Source organism: Pantoea sp. SORGH_AS_0659, assembly GCF_031453915.1.
In the GTDB taxonomy this organism is placed as follows: Bacteria; Pseudomonadota; Gammaproteobacteria; order Enterobacterales; family Enterobacteriaceae; genus Pantoea; species Pantoea leporis.
Window position 1 is genome coordinate 1,896,797 of record NZ_JAVJAK010000001.1, and the last position, 19,866, is coordinate 1,916,662.

A 19,866-nucleotide genomic window follows, 5' to 3' on the forward strand; every position below is an offset into this window, starting at 1 on the left:
TTTATTCCTCCAGTTGATCGAGCGTGTCGAGATAGCGCAGTCCTTTTTCCGCCAGGCGCGGGCGCATCTGATAGATATCCAGGCCCAGCTCACCGGCCGCTAAACGCAGGCGTTTGCTCTCTTCCAGCTCTTCACGCTGACGCGCTTTGGCTGCTACGCTGGCAGCTTCATCGCGTGCCACCACCACCACGCCGTCATCATCAGCCACGATAACGTCACCCGGCCAGATCAGCTGCCCGGCACATACCAGCGGCACATTCACCGAGCCGAGCGTCTCTTTCACCGTGCCCTGCGCATACACCGCACGCGACCAGACGGCAAAACCCATTTCGCGTAACGTGCGGCTATCGCGCACACCGACATCCGCCACCAGCCCGCGCACGCCGCGCGCCTGCAGCGAGGTCGCCAGCAGATCGCCGAAGAAGCCGTCGCTGCACGGCGAGGTTGGCGCGACCACCAGCACATCGCCCGGCTGGCAGAGCTCCACCGCGACGTGAAACATCCAGTTATCGCCGGGTGCGACCAGCACGGTGACCGCGCTGCCCGCGATGGCACAATCCTGCTGAATCGGGCGAAGGGCGGGATCGAGCAAACCTTTACGCCCCTGCGCTTCATGCACGGTGGCGACGCCAAAGCGCGCCAGTGCGTCGATATCCGCAGCTACCGCGCGCGGGATGTGGCGCACCGCGACGCCTTTTTTCGCGATGATGCTCATGCCAGATCCTCCGTTACGCGCGGGAAGATGCTCTGATAACCTTCGCCATAAATGATCTCGCGGCTGGTGGTAATGCCGACGTTACGCTTGGCCTGCACGCCGCGCTGCTGCGCCACGCGCGTGTAGTATTCCCACAGATGTTCCTGCCCGGCCATGCACTGAATCGCCTGATATTTTTTGTCCCACACTGAGGTGATATCCAGCAGCACATCCGGCTTCCAGTTGCACTGCTCAGGCTGGTGCGGTTCGAAGCAGTACACCGGCGGCGCACCGACGATTTTTTCGCCCGGACGGTAGCCTTCGGCCTGGGCAATAATGCGCGCCTCCTGCGCCAGATGCGTGGCCGTCGGGTGATCGTAGTTGTAGGGATCCTGCAAGGAATGGGTCAGAACAAAGTGCGGCTGCACCCGGCGATAAACGTCCGCGAGGCGGAACAGGGTTTCTTTATCGGCACGCAGCGGATAATCACCGAGATCAAAAAATTCAATGCTAGCACCGAGGATCTCGGCGGCGGCCTGCGCCTCGCTGCGGCGGGCGGCTTTGACTTTCGCCTCGCTCATCTCCCCCTTGCGCCACAGCTTGGCCGACTCGCCGCGCTCGCCAAACGAGAGGCAGACAACGTGGACGTCATAGCCCTGCGCATGGTGCAGCGCAATGGCACCGCCGGCGCGCCAGACGAAATCCGCTGAGTGAGCGCTGACCACCAGCGCGGTTTTTTTTGGGGTGTTGTTAGTCATGGCATACTCCTCCGCTGTTTTTTTCCATGCTGTCACTGCCCACCTGGCGGCGATAATTCATTTCATTGCAGCGGGTATGCGTTTTATTTATATTGCGACATCGAACGGTGGTGAAAACAGGCAGGGAAAGATGGCGGAAAAGGGCACGCAGGAGCTGACAAATCTGATGCAAATCAGGGCATTTAGTCAGGTGGTAGCACAAGGCAGTGTCTCACGGGCAGCGGATGAATTATTTCGCACCCAGTCGGCCATTACCCGCGCTATTCGCGACCTGGAACTCACGTTAGACGTCACGCTATTTGAACGTCACGCCGGCGGCATGATGCTGACTGACTTCGGTAAATGTGTGCTGCCGCGTGCGCTGCGGGCGATTGAGGAACTGCATCAGGTGCCGCAGCGGCTGGCTAAATTGCAGGGACGCGGTGCGCAGCGTAGCGATGCGGAACCGCTGTGGCTGTTTAACGTCCGTCGGCTGCAAATTTTTATCACCCTGTGTCAGACGCGGCATATGCAGACGGTGGCGGCACGTCTCGGACTGAGCCAGCCGGCGGTGAGCGCCGCGCTGCGCGTGCTGGAAAACGGCGCGGGCATCGCGCTGCTGGAGCGCACGCCGCACGGCATGATGCCTTCGCTGGCCGGACGTGAAATCGAAGCCAACGTGCGGCGTGCGCTCAATGAACTGCGCCACATTCCGGCCGACATCGCTGCCCGCAGCGGGATACTCGAGGGAACGGTGCGCGTAGGCGCATTGCCGCTGGGACGCACGCGTATCCTGCCGCAGGCGATCGTGATGCTGACGGCGCGCTATCCGGGCGTACGCGTGGTCACCAGTGAAAGCGCCTTTGGCGTGCTGGCCTCGGAAATGCGCTCGGGCGATATCGATTTTATTTTTGGCGCGCTGCGCCGCGATGAAGATGCGCTGGACGTCACGCGCGAGACGCTGTTCTCCGAACGCATGGTGCTGCTGGCGCGTCACGATCATCCGCTGGTAGGACGTGAGCTCTCTACCGATGATCTGCGCGCGGCGCGTTGGGTGCTGCCGCGTTCGGCCACGCCAGCGCGTTATCTACTGAATAACAGTTTTCAGGCGATGGGCATTCCGGCACCCGATCCGGTGGTGGAGACCGGCGATCTGGCGTTGGTGCGCGGCTTGCTGATGCAGTCGGATATGCTGGCGGCGGTCTCCGCGCACCAGCTGGAAGTGGAACTGGCGTCCGGCGCGCTGGTGGCGTTGCCGGTGCCTTTGCCGGATACCGATCGCGCTATTGGGCTGACGGTGCGTGCGGGCTGTCTGCACTCACCGGCAGCGGATGCGCTGATCCGCTGCCTGCGTGAAGTGTGCGGGCAGGATGAGTAATCAGCCGACGCGCGCCGCTTCCATCAACGCATAGCGGTAACCGCGAATGCCGTAGCCGCAGATAACGCCTTGTGCGACGTCGGAAAGATAGGAGTGATGACGGAACGGCTCACGCTTGTGCACGTTGGTGATGTGCACTTCCCACAGCGGCAACCCCACGCCGGTGACCGCATCGCGGATCGCCACCGAGGTGTGCGTCCACGCCGCCGGGTTGATCACCAGCGCCTGCGCTTCGAGACGCGCCTGCTGAATCCACTCAATCATTTCCCCTTCGTGGTTGGTCTGGCGAAACTCAATCGCCACACCCAGCTCTTCCGCCGTTGCGTGGCATAGCGCTTCGACGCTTTGCAGCGTGTCGGAACCGTAGGTTTCTGGCTCGCGGGTGCCCAGTAGATTGAGGTTCGGGCCGTTCAGTACATAGATGGTTCTCATCGTGACTCCTGTAATTCAGTAAAACCAAACAGCCGCTGTGGCGTGTGCCAAAGCACCTGACGGCGGCTCTTTTCATCGGGGATCAGCTGTTCGATCAGCAGCAGCTGCGTGCCCATATCCATGCGTTCAGTGGCGCGCAGGAAAGGCCAGTCCGATCCCCACATGCAGTTTTCCGCGCCGAAAGCGTCCAGCAAGGCCAGCAAATAGGGATGTCCATCGCTGAAGGGATAGGGCTGCCGGGAGAATTTCGCCAGCCCGGAGAGCTTGACGTTGGTGCGCTGCTGGCCGGCCAGCGACAGCAGCGCCTGAAAGGCTGGTTGTGCTACGCCCGCGCTGACGTCAGGCCGACCGGAGTGATCGATCAGCAAACGCGTGCGGGTGCGTGACAGCAGCGGCATCAGCGCCAGTAGCTGATCGTTTTGCACCTGAATCTGGGCAAAGAGATCCAACTCCGCCAGCCTGCCCATCAGGGCATCAAGCTGGAGAAACGGCTCGGTGCCCAGCATCGCCACGTTAAGCGCAATGCCGACGATGCCTTGATCTTTCAGGCTGGCGAGCGTGTCGCTCTCCACGTCACGCGGCGTGACGGCAATGCCCTTGAAACGGCCCTCACCGCGCTTGATGGTATCCAGCAGGCAGCGGTTATCGGTGTTATAGCCCGACGTCGGGCCGACAATCAGCGAGTGGCGGATGTTGTACGCCTGCATCACAGCACGATAGTAATCCGGCGTCGCCAGCTCGTGTCCGTCCGGGTTGTAGGCGCTCTCGGGCGCCCAGGGAAAGTGTACTGGATCAAAAACGTGGTGATGGCAGTCGATGATCGGTTGCGTAAACATCAGTCTGCTTTCCCCGCCACCGAATAGAGCACCTGCTGATTGCGCGTCTGCTGGAACTGTTCCAGCGTTTCACCGCGCATCGCTGAGTAGATATGCAGGTTAGAGACGCCCACCACCGCACCCAGTTTTTCCAGCAGGAAGAAGCTGACGCCGTAATGGATCATGCCGCGCCAGTCGAGCTGGGTAATCAGCGTTTGCTCTTCAGCGCTCAGTCCGGCTTCCTGATACAGCGCCTGCGGGGCTTCGCGGAAACGCTTACGCCACTCTGGCTGAATCATGCGGTGCAGGAAGCGGTTGATGCGCAGCGCTTTCAGGCTACGCGCCTGGGTGAACGGATAGGTGCCGGGCAGTTTTTCCACGCCGCTGAGCTGCAGGTTGATCTTATCGCGCTGACGCTGGTGCACATCGACCGGCGCTTCGCGTGACTGATTTTCGAGGATCAGCGTGGCGATCCCGGTCATCGAAGGCAGATAGTAATCCTGATGCAATTTCTCGACGTTGGCCGACAGCGCACCGCGCATAATCAGCCACATAATCACTTCCGCACCTTCCAGGCCGCCGAGCGTGGCGTATTCAGCCAGCGTTATTTCGGTCAGGCGCTCAGGATCGTTGATCAACAGATCGATAAACTGCGCATCCCATTCGGGATTGTTGAAGCCGCAGCGCTCGCCGTGTACCTGATGTGAAACGCCGCCGGTCGCGACCACCGCGACTTTCAGATCCTCCGGGAAACTCTCTACCGCACGCTTCAGCGCCTGGCCGAGTTTATAGCAGCGACGCGCCGTCGGGATCGGGAACTGCAACACGCCGACCGCCAGCGGAACCACCTGCATCGGCCAGCCGCCTTGCCAGGGTGCCAGCGCCGACAGCGGCGAAAACAGGCCGTGATCCAGCGCTTTGTCCTGGAAGAATGACATATCGAACTCATCCGCCATCAGGCTGGCACCAATATGTTGTGACAGCGCCGCATGGCCTTTTACCGGCGGCAGATCGCGCGGGCCGCCGCCTTCATCCGCAACGGCATATTCGTCATCAATGCCCAGCACAAACGCCGAGTAGTGATCAAAAAAGAAGGAGGTGACGTGATCGTTAAACACATACATCAGCACATCCGGTTTTTTCTCCTCCAGCCAGCGCTGCATCGGCGCAAAGCCATCGAAAATCGGGGCCCATGCGCCTTCCTGCTGCTTGTTGTGATCAACCGCAAAACCAATGGTGGGAGTATGGGAAACCGCTAAACCGCCTATGATTTTAGCCATAATTTTTTGACCTCTACTTCATCGATTATTGAGGGTACGCGACAGGGACGGCAGGTCGTTAAGGTCGATGCCTTTAACCTGACGGGCCACCTGTGCAGGGTGATGTCGGGTGATGGAAAGTGCCGCCAAAACTGCCGGGAGCGACAAAACGATAAAAATGGCTGTTTGCCCAGGGAACACGCCGAGCAGCACGCCGCCCAGCGACGAGCTGATAATGGCGCCGCTACGACCAATGCCGTGCATCCAGCACACGCCGGTGGCGCGCATTTCGGTGGGATAAAAGGCCGGGGAGAAGGCCTGCAATCCGGTTTGCGCACCGTTGATGCAGACGCCAGCGAAGAACACCAGCAGCGCCAGTACATTCGGGCCAAAGCTCCAGATGCCCTGCGACACCAGGCAGAAGCTGCCCAGCAGATAGAACAGGGCGATAACATATTTCGCTTTGAAACGGTCCATCAGCCCACCAACCATTAAGCCGCCAAAGGTGCCGCCCAGCTGGAATAAGCCCGCCACAATCGCCGCACGCTCCAGCGTCACGCCGCCTGAACGCAGGATGGTTGGCAGCCAGCCGTTAAGCAGGTAGATGACGAATAGCCCCATGAAGTAGGTGAGCCATAACACCACCGTGCCGCCTGCATAGCCGCGGCTGAACAGCTGCAGCACCTGCGCTTTTTTCGGGATGATTGGCGCATTGAGTACAAAGGCGGTGCCAGCGGAGAATTCGCCGCCCAGACGTTTGAGCACGGCGGCAATCTTGTCGCGACTGACTTTGCGCACCACCATATACATCGCCGATTCCGGCAGCAGCCACAGCAGCAGCGGCAACATCAGCAGCGGCAGCAAGCCCCCTAAACCCAGCACCGCTTGCCAGCCAAAGTGTGGCAGCATGCCAGCGGCAATGAATCCGCCCAATCCGGAACCGATATTAAATCCGCTGTACATCACGGTGATCATCAGGCTGCGACGGCGTTCCGGCATATATTCCGACACCAGCGTGACGCAATTGGGCATCACCGCACCGAGACCGAGACCGGTGAGAAAACGTAACACACCCATTTCCAGCGGCGTGCGCGCGAAGGCGCTCATCAGGCTGAAGCAGGCGAAGACGGCAATCGACAGCAGCAGCACGCGTTTGCGGCCAAATTTGTCGGACCATGGACCGGCAATCAGCGCGCCAATCGCCACGCCAAACATCGCGGCACCGAGAATCGGCCCCATTTCCGCATGGCTGATGCCCCAGTCTTCAATCAGCGCGGGCGCAATGAAACCCATCGCTGCCGCGTCGTAGCCATCAAACATGATGATGATGAAGCACAGGCTGAGGGTCAGCCACTGGTATCCGGTGATCGGGCGGGCGTCGATCCAGCCTTTTACATCGATAATGTCGTGATTGCTCATAGGATACGCTCTGATTTTTTTATTAATAACGTTATCGGGTTGAGATTTTTTCTGCCCTGACATTGGCCGGGGGCATCACTTTAACCCGATTGCAGGGGGTGAGTTTTATAGTTTTTAGCTGTTAAAACAGCTTGTTGCATGTTTTTGTGTTCTTGCTTCCATAACCAAATTAGGGATGGCGTGCGAGTTTGTCTGCCATAAAATGGTTATGAAGGTATGAGTTTTGTTTATTTGGTGAGCTGTGTCGGAAAAATGAGAAGGCGTATCGAGGCTGAGGAATGGCGGGTATTAGGCACGGCAGCAGCGCTATTCAGAGCGGGCTGAAGAGCAGAATTTTGTCAGAGGGGAAAAAAGGGGGAAAGCAAGCGGAGAGCCATTTGTGGCGCTCTCCGCCAGAGATATTACATGCGTTCGACGGTTTTAATGCCCAGCGTATCCAGACCTTGCTTCAGCGTTTTCGCGGTTAACGCGGCCAGCTGCAGGCGGCTCTGACGGATGTTCTCGTCCTCGGCGGAGAGAATAGGGCAGTGTTCGTAGAAGCCAGAGAACTGGCCGGCCAGATCGTACAGATAAGCACACATCACATGTGGCGTACCTTCGCGCGCGACCTGCGTTATCACTTCTTCGAACTGCAGCAGACGCGTAGCCAACTGCGCTTCACGCTCTTCAGTCAGCACGATGTCACCGCTCAGGCTATCGGCATCAATGCCGGCTTTACGGAATACCGACAGCACGCGCGTGTAGGCGTATTGCATGTAAGGCGCCGTGTTGCCTTCGAAGGCCAGCATGTTGTCCCAGTCGAAGATGTAATCGGTGGTGCGGCTTTTTGACAGGTCAGCATATTTCACTGCGCCGATGCCGACCACTTCCGACAGATCCTTCAACTCTTGCGCTGACATCTCTGGATTCTTTTCGCTGACCAACGCATGCGCGCGTTCAACCGCTTCATCCAGCAAATCGGCGAGGCGAATAGTGCCGCCGCTGCGGGTTTTAAATGGACGACCATCTTTACCCAGCATCATGCCGAAGGCGTGATGCTCAAGCGGTACCGATTCCGGCACGTAACCGGCTTTACGCACGATGGTCCACGCCTGCTGCAGATGCTGGTGCTGACGGGAATCGATGTAATAGAGCACGCGATCGGCATGCAGGGTTTCGAAACGGTATTTGGCGCAGGCGATGTCGGTGGTGGTGTAGAGATAGCCGCCATCTTTCTTCTGAATGATCACGCCCATCGGTTCGCCTTCCTTGTTTTTGAACTCATCAAGGAAAACTACCGTGGCGCCTTCGCTGGTCACCGCCAGGCCTTTTTCGCGCAGATCGGCGACGATGCCCGGCAGCATGTCGTTGTACAGGCTTTCACCCATCACATCTTTGCGCGTCAGCGTCACGTTAAGGCGGTCATACACCTGCTGGTTCTGGCTCATGGTGATATCAACCAGCTTCTTCCACATGCTGCGGCAATATTCGTCGCCACCCTGCAGCTTCACCACGTAATTACGCGCGCGCTCGGCGAAGGCTTCGTCGGCATCGTAGGTCACTTTGGCTTCGCGGTAGAAAGCTTCCAGGTCAGCCAGTGCGATCTCTTCGTGATGTTCGTTCTGCTGCTTTTCCAGATAGGCAATCAGCATACCGAACTGCGTGCCCCAGTCGCCGACGTGGTTGGCGCGGATCACGTTATGGCCAAGGAACTCCAGCGTACGCACTGCGGCATCACCAATGATGGTGGAGCGGACGTGACCGACATGCATCTGCTTCGCCACGTTAGGCGCGGAGTAATCCACCACGACAGTTTGTGGCGCAACCGCACTCACGCCAAGACGCGGCAGCTGCAGCGCCTGCGCGGTTTGCGCCGCCAGCCATGCACGATCGAGGAAGATATTGATAAAACCGGGACCGGCGATTTCGACTTTGCTGGCGATGCCGTTAAGATCCAGATGCTGAATCACCTGCTCAGCCAGTTGTCGCGGTGCCTGACCGAGCTTTTTCGCTACGGCCATCATACCGTTTGCCTGGTAATCACCGAACTGTACCTTCGCAGACTGGCGAACCTGAGGTTCGCAATCGGCAGGCGCACCCGCCGCAATCATTGCCTGACTGACTTTGTCGGAAAGAAGAGCCTGAATATTCACCGCGTTACCTTCATATGCTGAAAAGGCCCGCCTGTAGGCGGCGAGCCGATGTCGTCATCCCGCAACTGCGCGGCGGGACGGAAAAATAAGAGGGGAAGTATACGTGAAATGTTAAAGTGAGTCAGCTATTCGGTATCTGATGACAGGCAACATCGGGCCCTCAGCGCCGATTAACGGCGCCGCGGGTGACGACGAGGATTTTTAACGCTTTTGTCTTCACGCACCTTCCAATGGCGGGAAATTGCAAATCCCATTAATGCAATCAGGACCGCGACAACAATGAGCATAGACATAAGGCCGTTCCTTGTAGTTGTGAAACCCAAATTTATAAGAAAGGGTATCAAGCTGCAATTGTTTGCAGCCTAAATAAGAGTTATCTCATTGTATTAACTATTGTTATTAATAACAGATAGTTAGGTCACTTTCATAAAGTTACTGCTGGACCTGATTTAGCGATAAATCCGAAATGAATGGTCTATTTATGCGGTTTTACGCCTTTTTGGCGCCTAAATCGGATGAATCCGACAATTTTGTCAAGCGGAATCAACGGTTAGCAAATTTCATATTGATTAGTAAACCTGAACTGAATTAGAGGTAAGGCAAGATGCAGACCCACTTTCCTGTGGAATTGGATGATTTAAAACAAGACATGGCGCGTTTTGAACAGTCGCTGATGAATTTTTCTGAACGTTTAGGCATTAACCTGGCTGAACATGAAGCCGATCACGTCGCGGTGCGCTGCCACCAGTTTGCAACGGCAGAACGCTGGAAATCTGGCTTATTGCAGATCGGCACACAGTTTTCCGAGGCAATGATCAATGGTCGCCCGATTTGTCTGTTCAAACTGCATCAGCCACTGAACCTGGCGGGCTGGCAAATTGATGTGATTGAACTGCCGTGGCCAGGCGAAAAGCTGTATCGCCATGAAGGGTGGGAACATGTAGAGATTGTACTGCGTGGAGAACCGGAAACGCTGGGCATACGGGCGATGGCGCTGCTTTCTGATCATGCGCTGACACAGCCGGGCATCTCGTTTAAAACCAGCGCGCCCAAAGGCGAGAACGAGCGGTTGCCCAATCCGACGCTGGCGGTGACGGACGGGCAAACCACGATTAAGTTTCATCCATGGCGACTGGAAGAGATTGTCGCCAGTGAGCAGGCTTAACGCCGCGCCTCGACCGCTTTTTGCAAACGCGTGACCGCCTGTTCCAGCGTGGCGCGCGTACAGCCAAAGTTGAAGCGCACGAAATTATCATCGCCAAAATCGTGGCCCGGTGAAAAACCGAGACCGTGCTGCTCGAAGTAATCCATTGGGCTGGCGACATCCAGCTTGCTGGCGTCAATCCAACCGAGGTAGGTCGCTTCCGGCGCAGCCATCTGCAGTTCTGGCAGAGCGTTCACCTGCGCGACCAGCCAGTCGCGATTGGTGCGCAGATAATCCAGCTGCGCTGCCAGCCATGCATCGCCATCGCGCCACGCCGCTTCGGCTGCCACCAGCGCCAGAATATCCACGCCAGGCACGATACCTTCACGCACGCGTTTGAACCGCGCACGCAACTCCGGATTGGGAATGATCGCCAGCGACGCGCCCAATCCGGCAATATTGAAGGTTTTCGACGGCGACAGCAGCGTGATGCTGCGCTGTGCGGCATCTTCACTTAACGCCGCAAAGGGAATGTGCTGTGCGCCGGGTGACAGCAATAAATCGCAGTGGATTTCATCGGAGCAGACGATCAAATCATGCTGCTGCGCAAACGCCAGCTGCGCTTCCAGCTCGTCACGACGATAAACCGTGCCGCCCGGATTCTGCGGATTACACAGCATCAGCAGGCGTTCATTGCCCTGCATCGCGCTATTATCCAGATTCATCACCCAGCGATCGTCTTGTAAACGCAGCGGTAAATTTACCTGTGCGCGGTTGGCCAGCTTTGCTGCACCGCGAAACGGCGGATAGATCGGCGTCGGGGAAACGGTGGATTCGCCAAACTCCGTGAATGCGCGGACCGAAAGATTCAAACCGCACACCACGCCGGGCAATAACACAATCCAGTCCGGCTCAATCTGCCAGTTGTAGCGCTGCGCTAAACGCGAAAGGGTGATATCAATCAATCCGGTTGGCGCTGCGCCATAGCCAAATACACCGTGCTCAGCGCGCTGTTTAATGGCCTCAATCACACTCGGCGGCGAACGAAAATCGCTGTCTGCGACCCAGAGCGGCAGCACATCGCGATCACCATATTTGTGCCATTTCAAACTATCGCTGTGACGACGGTCTATCCATTGATTAAAATCGAATGCCATAGTGCGAGTTCCACGTAAACTGTCCAATTAAGTAGACTAACTGAAGCATTCATCCCGAGCCAGAAGTCATGAGAAGGAGCATGGTATGACGAAACTGGAAATTTGTTGCTACGGCATTGACTGCGCAATGACTGCGCAGCTGTCCGGTGCCGATCGCGTGGAGCTGTGCAGTGCACCGCGCGAAGGTGGGTTGACGCCTTCAGCTGGCGTGCTGGAAGCGGCACGACGTGAAATTTCGATCCCGGTACATCCTATCGTCCGTCCGCGCGGCGGCGATTTTTGCTACACCCACTTTGAGTTTGAGTCGATGAAATCGGACGTTGCGCTAATGCGTGAACTCGGTTTTCCCGGCTTAGTGATTGGCATGCTGGATGAAGATGCGCATGTCGATATTGCTCGTATGGAGCAGATTATGAAGCTGTGTGACGGCATGGACGTCACCTTCCATCGCGCCTTTGATTTATGCCACAGCCCGAAACGCTCACTTGAGGTGCTGGCTGATTTAGGCATCGCGCGGATCCTGACGTCTGGTCAGCAGCAGAGTGCCGAAGCAGGAATTGCATTATTAAGGGAACTAAATGAACACAGCACAGGTCCGATTATTATGGCCGGTGCGGGCGTACGTTTGAGCAACATCCAGAAGTTCATCGACAGTGGATTGCAGGAAGTCCACAGCTCCGCCAGCCGTTTAGTCGCTTCGCCGATGCGCTACCGTAAAGCCGGTGTTTCCATGTGCTCCGAAGCGGAAACCGATGAATTCAGTCGCTATTGCGTTGATGGTGATGTGGTTGAAGCCATGAAAAGCATGACGCAGTTGAGCGCCGCCCGGGTAGCCTGAATTCCCCCCGATTTTGCCGCGCAGCACGCCAGCTCAAATGACGTGATGTTTGCAAGTACCAACCCCAGTTCTTCTAACTGGGGTTCTTTTTATCTGCAATTCCCGCGGAGATAGCGTGATCGCGTAAATAATGCTTTGATTACTCTATGGCTTCGTACGGATAACCTTCATGAAATCCATCCCTTATACCGTTTTAATGCTGCTACTCCCGTACTGCGGCGTCGCGCTGGCGGTCAGCACCGCGTGTCCGCCGATGAGCAAAAACATCACCAGCAGCAACAACTGGATCATGCTGGGTGGCGATGCCAAAGGCGCGGTGCGTCAGGTGGTGGCAGGCGAATTTGGCAAAGATGTGAACTCGCAAAAGCGCTTACTCGGCCAGTTTGATCAGTGCGGCGATTTGATGGTGGCCGATATCTCCTACGACAAAAATGAAGGCAATGTTCTATTGACGATGGAACAGCATATCGCCCGCGTTCAACGCGGCTGGGTGGCGGAATATGCCTACATGGTTAAAGTGATCAAAGCTGGGCAAGAGGAAGTGGTCGACAACCGCCAGGGCACCATCAGCTGGCAAATCGGCCAGCATGGCAACATCATCAGCTCATCCGATAAATTCACCAGCATGGGCAAAGATGGCTTTACCGATACCACTTATCGCTATGACAAACAGTTCAGAGTGGAAAAAAGCGTGGCGCGCGGCAGCGATAATATGACCAACGGCGAAAGCAGCTGGCGCTGGAATCCACAAGGATTGGTAACCTTATCCACCAGCGCGCGCAGCAAAGATACTTATAGCTATGATAACCAGTGGCGGGAACTGCGTTTGAACAGCACCGCGACCACGCCAGTCAGCACGCTGCGCTCGGTGGATGAGTGTCAGCTGTGGGATGAAGTGGGCAACTGCACGCTCAGTTATCTGCATGAAACCGAAGTGTTCGCCAAAGGCACCATTGAACGCCATCTCAGCTCCGCTTATAAATACCAATACTGGAACGCACCCAACGAAACCGCCGCACAAGATTAAAGCAAAACGAACAAAACCCACAAAACCCACATAAAGGCTGGAAACAAGGGCCGCGAAGTAAAGCTTCCGCCGCATGGATGCGGCGGCAGAGTCCACAGGGAAGTGTCCACGACGCCTTTACGCAGCGGCCCTTGTTTTCAGCCTGAAACGCACCGGAGCAATTGAGAACATCGCATGACACTAATTTTATCTTTCCTCTTCGCCATCACCATCCTCACACTCACGCCCGGTTTTGATACTGCATTAGTGTTGCGTTCCGCCGCCGCGCAAGGCTGGAAACGTGCCTGGGCTACGGCATTTGGCGTTACGCTGGGTTGTCTGGTGTGGGGCGTTGCGGTGGGTTTAGGCTTGGGCGCGCTGCTGCTGGCCTCGGAAATGGCGTATAACCTGCTGAAATGGATCGGTGCAGCCTATTTGCTGTATCTCGGCGTCAAATTACTCATCAACCCACGCACCCAAGCGGAAGAAGGGCAGCACGCGCAGAGTAAAGAGCAAAGTTATGTTGCCTGCTTCACGCGCGGACTCTTTGGTAACCTGTTAAATCCTAAAGTCGGCGTATTCTACGTTACCTTTCTGCCGCAGTTTATTCCGGCGGGCGCGTCGGTGCCGCTGTGGTGTACGCTGATGGCGCTCACGCACATGGTGATTGGTTTGGTGTGGAATGCGGTGCTAATTGGCAGCAGCCAATACTTTGCGGCGCATCTGCGTCGCCCAGCGGTGCTGAAAGTGATGGATCGCCTGACGGGCTGCGTGTTTATTGGCTTCGCCGCGAAGCTGGCGCTATCGCGGCGTTAAACATTACGGCTTGCGCGCGACTAGCACGGCGCGCAGCGGGGCGGGATAACCTTCCACGGTTTTGCTGCTGTCGTTAGTATCAAGAAACTCGGCCAGCGACTCGCTGGTCATCCAGCTGGTGCGACGCTGCTCTTCCACGGACGTCACCGCGTAATCCGCGATGCGCACATCGACAAATCCGCACTTCTCCAGCCAGCTCTTGAGCGCTGCGGCAGAAGGGATAAAGTAGACGTTACGCATCTGCGCGTAACGCTCACCCGGCACCAACACCGCGTTTTCATCACCTTCAATCACCAGCGTCTCCAGCACCAGCTCGCCGTCACTGACTAACTGATTTTTCAGCTGCATCAAGTGGTCGAGCGGCGAACGGCGGTGATAAAGCACGCCCATGGAAAACACGGTATCAAACGCTTGTAACGCCGGCAGTTGCTCAATGCCCAGCGGCAGCAAATGCGCCCGACGATCGTCACCCAACAGCTTACGCACCGCTTCGAACTGACACAAAAACAGCTGCATTGGATCGATGCCGACCACCAGCTTCGCGCCCGCGCCAATCATGCGCCACATGTGATAGCCGCTACCGCAGCCGACATCCAGCACCGTGCGATGCTGCAACGGCGAAATGTGCGGCAACACGCGATCCCATTTCCAGTCGGAACGCCATTCGGTATCGATCTCGGTACCGTACAGCGAATAAGGACCTTTGCGCCACGGCATTAAATTGCGCAGCAGATTCTCAATGCCAAGACGCTGACGATCGGTCAGATCCTCAACATCGGCGCTCACGCTATGCAACAAATCCAGCTTCTGCGGCGTCAGCAGCGGCAGATAATCAACTGACTTCTCCCAGTCGCGGAATTTACCGTGCAAATTTTCACGCTGCCATGCGGCGACTTGCGCCGGTAACACTTCCAGCCAACTGGCGAGCGGGCCGGTGGCAATCTGCTGATAAAAACGGCCAAACTCAATCATTTCAACGCCACCAACGAACCAAAGTTAAAGCACTGGAACCACAACTCCGCATGTTTGAAACCGGCGGTTTTCAGGCGCGCTTTGTGCGCTTCAACGCTATCGGTCAGCATCACATTCTCCAGCATGCTGCGTTTCTGGCTGATCTCCAGCTCGCTGTAACCGTTAGCGCGTTTGAAATCGTGATGCATGTTAAACAGCAACTCGCCGACATCGGCATCTTCAAAACTGAACTTCTCCGACAACACCAGCGCGCCGCCCGGATTTAATCCGTCAACAATCTTCTTCAGCAGCTCGAGGCGTGCCGGTGGCTCAAGGAATTGCAGGGTAAAGTTCAGCACCACCAATGAGGCGTTCTCAATATGGATGTCCTGAATATCTGCTTCGATCACCTGCACCGGCGTATCCGCGCGGAAGGCGTCGATATGGCGACGGCAGCGCTCCACCATCGCCGGTGAATTATCCACGGCAATAATCTGGCAGCCCGGCACATGAATATTGCGGCGCACCGACAGCGTGGCGGCACCCAGTGAACAGCCGAGATCGTAAACCTGGCTATTCGGCTGAACGAAGCGTTCCGCCAGCATGCCAATCATCGAAATGATGTTGGAATAACCCGGCACCGAGCGCTGAATCATATCGGGAAAAACTTCAGCTACGCGCTCGTCAAAGGTCCAGTCGCCCAGCTTATCGATGGGCGCGGAAAATAGCGTATCGCGATCAGACATAATGAAAAGGTCCGGAGAGAAAACGGAAAGGGCGCTATTTTGGCAGAAACGCGGGCAGGCTGCACCCTTTGCGTTGCGTCTAGAACAGGCTCGATTGCTGCGGCCAGTCGGGCAGATCGCGTAAGGTTGGTTCCAGTTGCTGTAACTGTGGCCACAACGCCTGAAGCAGCGGAAACACCTCGCCCATATCCGGCGTATGGATAAACAGCAGCGGATCGCTATCATGCTGCCACGCTTGCAGCTTGCTGTGCCATGGCTGAAACAGCGGCACGCTCTCTGCCACGCTATCACTGCCAATGAAACGCACCATCGGTTGCGAACCGGTACGCACCACATGCAGCGGTACACGCGGCTTTTGCGATCGGGCGTGCACCGCTGCGGCCGACTGTGAGGTGGAGGCATGCACCGGGCGACTATCCAGCATCACCCGATTAATTTGACGCTCCAGCAAACCGCGATTCAGCGCGCGTTCAGCATCACCTTTGGCGAAAAATGCCTGATGCCGCACCTCGACGCCATAACGGAAATTGCGCGGCAAACTATCGAGAAAAGACCACAAATCGCCGAGCTGAGCCGGTGAAAACGCTGCCGGCAGCTGCAGCCAGTATTGACCGATGCGCGTGCTGAGCGGATCGAGCAGACGGAAAAACTCATTCAGCAACTCATCACAGTCGCGCAGCGCCGCTTTATGGCTGATGCTTTCGGGAAACTTGAAGCAGAAACGGAAATCGTCGTGCGTCATGTCGCGCCAGCGCAGCACCACTTCCGGCTTTGGCAGCGCATACAACGTGGTATTGCCCTCCACACAACCAAACAGCTGCGCGTAATCGGCTAAGGTCTCAATACCGAACTGTTTCCATTGCGCGTGCTGCCATTGCGGTAATCCAATACGAAGTGTCAACGCGAACTCCTGAATCCTTTAGGGCGGGAAAGGGCGGCTTAATGTAACCTGTTTTGATGTCGGCAGGAAAAACAGCGCGATAAAGCATAATGTTTTGTCCGCTTTGATCGGGCTCCACTTATCCTGCCTGGGTTTTTCCATTATAATAGCCGCCTTTTTTGCGACAGCATCTCAGAAGGTTACGCGGCCTGATGCTGTCTGGCAGCAGCGGCGAAGTTAAAAGGATACGTTATGCGTACAGAATATTGCGGACAGCTCAATCTGTCTCACGTGGGTCAGCAAGTCACTCTCTGCGGCTGGGTAAATCGCCGTCGCGATCTGGGTAGCCTGATTTTTATCGATATGCGTGACCGTGAAGGTATCGCGCAGGTGTTCTTTGATGCCGATCGTCAGGACGCTTTCCAGCTGGCATCTGAGCTGCGTAACGAATTCTGTATCCAGATCACCGGCACCGTGCGTGCACGTGACGAAAAGAACAAAAACAGCGATATGGCGACCGGCGAAGTGGAAGTGTTTGCCCACGAGCTGAATATCATCAACCGCGCTGAACCGCTGCCGCTGGACTCTAACCAGGTCAACAGCGAAGAAGCGCGCCTGACCTATCGTTACCTGGACCTGCGTCGTCCGGAAATGGCGCAGCGTTTGAAAACCCGCGCTAAAATTACCAGCTTCGTGCGTCGCTTTATGGACGACCAGGGTTTCCTCGATATCGAAACGCCGATGCTGACCAAAGCCACGCCTGAAGGCGCGCGTGACTATCTGGTGCCAAGCCGCGTGCATAAAGGCAAGTTCTACGCGCTGCCGCAGTCGCCACAGCTGTTCAAACAGCTGCTGATGATGTCGGGTTTTGACCGCTACTATCAGATCGTTAAGTGTTTCCGTGACGAAGATCTGCGTGCCGATCGTCAGCCAGAATTCACCCAGATCGACGTGGAGACCTCTTTCATGACCGCAGAGCAGGTGCGTGAAAAGATGGAACGTCTGATTCGCGAACTGTGGATCGACATCAAAGGCGTGGATCTCGGTGACTTCCCGCAGATGACTTTTGCGGAAGCGATGAACCGTTACGGCTCAGATAAGCCAGACCTGCGTAACCCAATGGAGCTGGTCGACGTTGCCGAACTGCTGAAAAACGTTGAATTCCAGGTGTTTGCCGGTCCAGCCAACGATGCCAAAGGCCGCGTGGCTGCCCTGCGCGTACCGGGCGGTGCAGCGCTGACGCGTAAGCAAATTGATGAGTATGGCGAATTTGTCAAAATCTATGGCGCCAAAGGTTTGGCGTGGATGAAGATCAACGAACGCGCGAAAGGCTTCGAAGGCGTACAAGAGCCCGGTTGCCAAGTTCCTCAGCGCAGAAATCGTTGAAGACATTCTCAACCGTACTGGCGCCCAAGATGGCGACCTGATCTTCTTCGGTGCGGACCGCGCCAAAGTGGTGGCGGATGCGCTGGGCGCGCTGCGTCTGAAAGTGGGCCGCGATCTGCAGATTACTGATGACAAAGCCTGGGCGCCGCTGTGGGTGATCGACTTCCCAATGTTTGAGGAAGATGATGAGGGCGGCCTGGCAGCGATGCACCATCCGTTCACGTCGCCGAAAGACCTGAGCGCAGAACAGCTGGCAACCGATCCGGTACAAGCGGTAGCCAATGCTTACGATATGGTGATTAACGGCTACGAAGTGGGTGGCGGTTCCGTACGTATTCATAATGGTAAAATGCAGCAGACGGTATTCAGCATCCTCGGTATTACTGAAGAAGAGCAGCGTGAGAAGTTTGGCTTCCTGCTCGACGCGCTGAAATACGGTACGCCGCCGCACGCGGGCCTGGCGTTCGGCCTGGATCGTCTGACCATGCTGTTGACCGGCACCGATAACATCCGTGATGTGATCGCGTTCCCGAAAACGACCGCCGCCGCGTGCATGATGACCGAAGCCCCAAGCAAAGCGAATCCCGCTGCGTTGCTGGACCTCGGCATTTTGGTGGCACCGAAGAAAGAAAAAACAGAGAACAAATAATGGGCTTTAAACATCCGGTTTCGGTGCTGGTGGTGATTTTTGCCCGCGATACCGGCCGGGTGTTAATGCTGCAGCGACGTGATGACGACAGCTTCTGGCAATCGGTCACTGGCAGCCTGGAAGCGGGCGAAACCCCGCGCCAGGCAGCTCAGCGCGAAGTGTTAGAAGAACTCGCCATCGATATTGCGCACGAAAAGTTAGTGCTGGACGATTGCCACAAGCAAATCGAGTTTGAGATCTTCCCGCACTATCGTCATCGTTACGCACCGGGCACCACGCACAATCGCGAACACTGGTTCAGGTTGGCTATACCCCGCAGAGCGCGACCTGCTGCTCACCGAGCATCTCGCCGCGCGCTGGCTCGAACCCGCCGCTGCCGCAGCCCTCACCAAGTCCTGGAGTAACCGCCAGGCGATTGAAGAATTTATCTGAATGCTTGCCGCCGCGCGTTTTTCCGGTGGCGAATGCATTAAGTTTTATGAATCTGGTGAGTTTTCAATGAACGCACCGAACAATATCGAACAGTCAGGCGTAATCGGCGCCGCGAGGTTGTTCACCGCCAGCGCACAGCAACCGGAGCGTACTTATGTACGTGAGGATTGCGAGCACTGCCGGGGGACAAGATCGCAAGTAAGATAGCCTGCACCCAGTAAAAGATCGGAGATAAAGTAAGATGGCTGGACACAGTAAATGGGCGAACACCAAGCATCGTAAAGCTGCTCAGGACGCTAAGCGCGGTAAAATCTTCACCAAAATCATTCGTGAGCTGGTCACCGCCGCGAAACTGGGCGGTGGCGATGCGGGTTCTAATCCACGTCTGCGCGCAGCTATGGACAAAGCGCTGTCTAACAACATGACGCGCGACACCATGAACCGTGCCATCGCACGCGGCGTGGGCGGTGAAGATGATTCCAACATGGAAACCATCATTTATGAAGGTTACGGCCCGGGCGGCTCAGCAGTGATGATTGAGTGCCTGAGCGACAACCGCAACCGTACCGTGGGCGAAGTGCGTCATGCCTTCACCAAAACCGGCGGCAACCTCGGTACCGACGGTTCGGTTTCTTACCTGTTCAGCAAGAAGGGCGTAATCTCCTTCGCGCCAGGTCAGGACGAAGATGCGGTGATGGAAGCGGCGCTGGAAGCAGGTGCAGAAGACGTTGTGGCCTATGACGACGGCGCGATTGATGTCTTTACCGCGTGGGAAGAGATGGGTGCGGTGCGTGATGCGCTGGAAGCGGGCGGTCTGAAAGCCGACTCGGCTGAAGTCTCGATGATCCCTTCCACTAAAGCCGAAATGGATGCCGAAACCGCGCCGAAACTGCTGCGCCTGATCGACATGCTGGAAGACTGTGACGACGTGCAGGAAGTTTACCATAACGGTGAAATCTCTGATGAGATCGCAGAAACGCTGTAATGGCGTTGCT

The 19,866-nt window shown here is 56.5% G+C and carries 18 protein-coding genes and 2 pseudogenes; 8 read left to right on the forward strand and 12 right to left on the reverse strand.

From position 1 onward, the window contains the following. Window position 1: 1 nt before the first annotated feature. Both Q3H59_RS08820 and galB read right to left on the reverse strand, forming a co-directional pair. Window positions 2-715 (reverse strand): 4-carboxy-4-hydroxy-2-oxoadipate aldolase/oxaloacetate decarboxylase, encoded by a 714-nt coding sequence (locus Q3H59_RS08820; protein ID WP_192234132.1) that lies wholly within the window; start codon window positions 713-715, stop codon window positions 2-4. Then, window positions 712-1,452, reverse strand: a complete 741-nt coding sequence (galB, locus tag Q3H59_RS08825; protein WP_309834337.1) for a 4-oxalmesaconate hydratase — start codon at window positions 1,450-1,452, stop codon at window positions 712-714. Before galB ends, Q3H59_RS08820 begins: the two co-directional genes overlap by 4 nt. A gap of 130 nt (window positions 1,453-1,582) precedes the next feature. Here galB and Q3H59_RS08830 point away from each other — a divergent pair, with 130 nt between their 5' ends. Then, complete coding sequence (locus tag Q3H59_RS08830; RefSeq protein WP_309834338.1) at window positions 1,583-2,809, forward strand: LysR family transcriptional regulator; 1,227 nt, start codon at window positions 1,583-1,585, stop codon at window positions 2,807-2,809. Here the strand turns inward: Q3H59_RS08830 and aroQ are convergent, their stop codons facing one another. The 6 genes from aroQ to Q3H59_RS08860 all read right to left on the reverse strand — a co-directional run bounded on the left by aroQ (window position 2,810) and on the right by Q3H59_RS08860 (window position 9,159). Then, entirely contained in the window at window positions 2,810-3,241 is a 432-nt protein-coding gene (aroQ, locus tag Q3H59_RS08835) for a type II 3-dehydroquinate dehydratase (protein WP_309834340.1), read from the reverse strand. Then, window positions 3,238-4,077, reverse strand: coding sequence for an amidohydrolase family protein (locus Q3H59_RS08840; protein ID WP_309834342.1), 840 nt, complete (start codon window positions 4,075-4,077; stop codon window positions 3,238-3,240). The genes aroQ and Q3H59_RS08840 overlap by 4 nt, the downstream gene beginning before the upstream one ends. Next, a complete protein-coding gene (locus Q3H59_RS08845) occupies window positions 4,077-5,336 on the reverse strand; it encodes a gallate dioxygenase (protein ID WP_309834344.1) in 1,260 nt (419 codons plus the stop codon). The genes Q3H59_RS08840 and Q3H59_RS08845 overlap by 1 nt, the downstream gene beginning before the upstream one ends. An 18-nt stretch (window positions 5,337-5,354) precedes the next feature. After that, window positions 5,355-6,734, reverse strand: coding sequence for an aromatic acid/H+ symport family MFS transporter (locus tag Q3H59_RS08850; protein WP_110866319.1), 1,380 nt, complete (start codon window positions 6,732-6,734; stop codon window positions 5,355-5,357). A gap of 401 nt (window positions 6,735-7,135) precedes the next feature. Further along, on the reverse strand, window positions 7,136-8,866 hold the full coding sequence (argS, locus tag Q3H59_RS08855) for an arginine--tRNA ligase (RefSeq protein WP_309834347.1): 1,731 nt from the start codon (window positions 8,864-8,866) through the stop codon (window positions 7,136-7,138). Window positions 8,867-9,036: 170 nt separating this feature from the next. Then, on the reverse strand, window positions 9,037-9,159 hold the full coding sequence (locus Q3H59_RS08860; protein ID WP_007889544.1) for a hypothetical protein: 123 nt from the start codon (window positions 9,157-9,159) through the stop codon (window positions 9,037-9,039). Window positions 9,160-9,470: 311 nt separating this feature from the next. Between Q3H59_RS08860 and Q3H59_RS08865 the strand changes: the two genes are divergently transcribed. Continuing rightward, complete coding sequence (locus Q3H59_RS08865) at window positions 9,471-10,031, forward strand: VOC family protein (protein ID WP_309834349.1); 561 nt, start codon at window positions 9,471-9,473, stop codon at window positions 10,029-10,031. On the opposite strand, the gene Q3H59_RS08870 is transcribed toward Q3H59_RS08865, so the two are convergent. Then, window positions 10,028-11,167, reverse strand: a complete 1,140-nt coding sequence (locus Q3H59_RS08870) for a PatB family C-S lyase (protein ID WP_309834350.1) — start codon at window positions 11,165-11,167, stop codon at window positions 10,028-10,030. The genes Q3H59_RS08865 and Q3H59_RS08870 overlap by 4 nt on opposite strands. 85 nt (window positions 11,168-11,252) lie before the next feature. On the opposite strand from Q3H59_RS08870, the gene cutC reads away from it, so the two are divergent. From cutC to Q3H59_RS08885, 3 genes are all read left to right on the forward strand, one after another. Next, window positions 11,253-12,005: a copper homeostasis protein CutC gene (gene cutC / locus Q3H59_RS08875; RefSeq protein ID WP_309834352.1), complete on the forward strand. Its 753-nt coding sequence runs from the start codon at window positions 11,253-11,255 to the stop codon at window positions 12,003-12,005. 169 nt (window positions 12,006-12,174) lie between these two features. Then, window positions 12,175-13,032, forward strand: a complete 858-nt coding sequence (locus tag Q3H59_RS08880) for a hypothetical protein (protein WP_309834355.1) — start codon at window positions 12,175-12,177, stop codon at window positions 13,030-13,032. Window positions 13,033-13,206: 174 nt separating this feature from the next. Continuing rightward, entirely contained in the window at window positions 13,207-13,827 is a 621-nt protein-coding gene (locus tag Q3H59_RS08885; protein WP_192234118.1) for a LysE family translocator, read from the forward strand. Window positions 13,828-13,830: 3 nt separating this feature from the next. Here the strand turns inward: Q3H59_RS08885 and cmoB are convergent, their stop codons facing one another. The 3 genes from cmoB to Q3H59_RS08900 all read right to left on the reverse strand — a co-directional run bounded on the left by cmoB (window position 13,831) and on the right by Q3H59_RS08900 (window position 16,425). Then, the gene (gene cmoB, locus Q3H59_RS08890; RefSeq protein WP_309834358.1) at window positions 13,831-14,799 is read right to left on the reverse strand and encodes a tRNA 5-methoxyuridine(34)/uridine 5-oxyacetic acid(34) synthase CmoB; all 969 of its coding nucleotides are present in this window, start codon (window positions 14,797-14,799) and stop codon (window positions 13,831-13,833) included. Then, complete coding sequence (gene cmoA, locus Q3H59_RS08895) at window positions 14,796-15,524, reverse strand: carboxy-S-adenosyl-L-methionine synthase CmoA (protein WP_137385945.1); 729 nt, start codon at window positions 15,522-15,524, stop codon at window positions 14,796-14,798. The genes cmoB and cmoA overlap by 4 nt, the downstream gene beginning before the upstream one ends. Window positions 15,525-15,603: 79 nt before the next feature. Next, window positions 15,604-16,425, reverse strand: coding sequence for a DUF72 domain-containing protein (locus tag Q3H59_RS08900; RefSeq protein ID WP_309834361.1), 822 nt, complete (start codon window positions 16,423-16,425; stop codon window positions 15,604-15,606). A gap of 231 nt (window positions 16,426-16,656) precedes the next feature. Here Q3H59_RS08900 and aspS point away from each other — a divergent pair. The 3 genes and pseudogenes from aspS (at window position 16,657) to Q3H59_RS08915 (ending at window position 19,856) form a co-directional block, all read left to right on the forward strand. Beyond that, window positions 16,657-18,439: pseudogene (gene aspS / locus Q3H59_RS08905) on the forward strand (aspartate--tRNA ligase). After that, a pseudogene (gene nudB, locus Q3H59_RS08910) lies at window positions 18,439-18,871 on the forward strand (dihydroneopterin triphosphate diphosphatase). Before aspS ends, nudB begins: the two co-directional pseudogenes overlap by 1 nt. A 241-nt stretch (window positions 18,872-19,112) precedes the next feature. After that, on the forward strand, window positions 19,113-19,856 hold the full coding sequence (locus Q3H59_RS08915) for a YebC/PmpR family DNA-binding transcriptional regulator (protein ID WP_007889557.1): 744 nt from the start codon (window positions 19,113-19,115) through the stop codon (window positions 19,854-19,856). Window positions 19,857-19,866 lie beyond the last annotated feature (10 nt).

Coding starts and splice junctions, on each gene's coding strand:
- Q3H59_RS08820 (WP_192234132.1), bottom strand. CDS start 715: ATGAGCATCATCGCGAAAAAAGGCGTCGCGGTGCGCCACATCCCGCGC.
- galB (WP_309834337.1), bottom strand. CDS start 1,452: ATGACTAACAACACCCCAAAAAAAACCGCGCTGGTGGTCAGCGCTCAC.
- Q3H59_RS08830 (WP_309834338.1), top strand. CDS start 1,583: ATGGCGGAAAAGGGCACGCAGGAGCTGACAAATCTGATGCAAATCAGG.
- aroQ (WP_309834340.1), bottom strand. CDS start 3,241: ATGAGAACCATCTATGTACTGAACGGCCCGAACCTCAATCTACTGGGC.
- Q3H59_RS08840 (WP_309834342.1), bottom strand. CDS start 4,077: ATGTTTACGCAACCGATCATCGACTGCCATCACCACGTTTTTGATCCA.
- Q3H59_RS08845 (WP_309834344.1), bottom strand. CDS start 5,336: ATGGCTAAAATCATAGGCGGTTTAGCGGTTTCCCATACTCCCACCATT.
- Q3H59_RS08850 (WP_110866319.1), bottom strand. CDS start 6,734: ATGAGCAATCACGACATTATCGATGTAAAAGGCTGGATCGACGCCCGC.
- Q3H59_RS08860 (WP_007889544.1), bottom strand. CDS start 9,159: ATGTCTATGCTCATTGTTGTCGCGGTCCTGATTGCATTAATGGGATTT.
- Q3H59_RS08865 (WP_309834349.1), top strand. CDS start 9,471: ATGCAGACCCACTTTCCTGTGGAATTGGATGATTTAAAACAAGACATG.
- Q3H59_RS08870 (WP_309834350.1), bottom strand. CDS start 11,167: ATGGCATTCGATTTTAATCAATGGATAGACCGTCGTCACAGCGATAGT.
- cutC (WP_309834352.1), top strand. CDS start 11,253: ATGACGAAACTGGAAATTTGTTGCTACGGCATTGACTGCGCAATGACT.
- Q3H59_RS08880 (WP_309834355.1), top strand. CDS start 12,175: ATGAAATCCATCCCTTATACCGTTTTAATGCTGCTACTCCCGTACTGC.
- Q3H59_RS08885 (WP_192234118.1), top strand. CDS start 13,207: ATGACACTAATTTTATCTTTCCTCTTCGCCATCACCATCCTCACACTC.
- cmoB (WP_309834358.1), bottom strand. CDS start 14,799: ATGATTGAGTTTGGCCGTTTTTATCAGCAGATTGCCACCGGCCCGCTC.
- cmoA (WP_137385945.1), bottom strand. CDS start 15,524: ATGTCTGATCGCGATACGCTATTTTCCGCGCCCATCGATAAGCTGGGC.
- Q3H59_RS08915 (WP_007889557.1), top strand. CDS start 19,113: ATGGCTGGACACAGTAAATGGGCGAACACCAAGCATCGTAAAGCTGCT.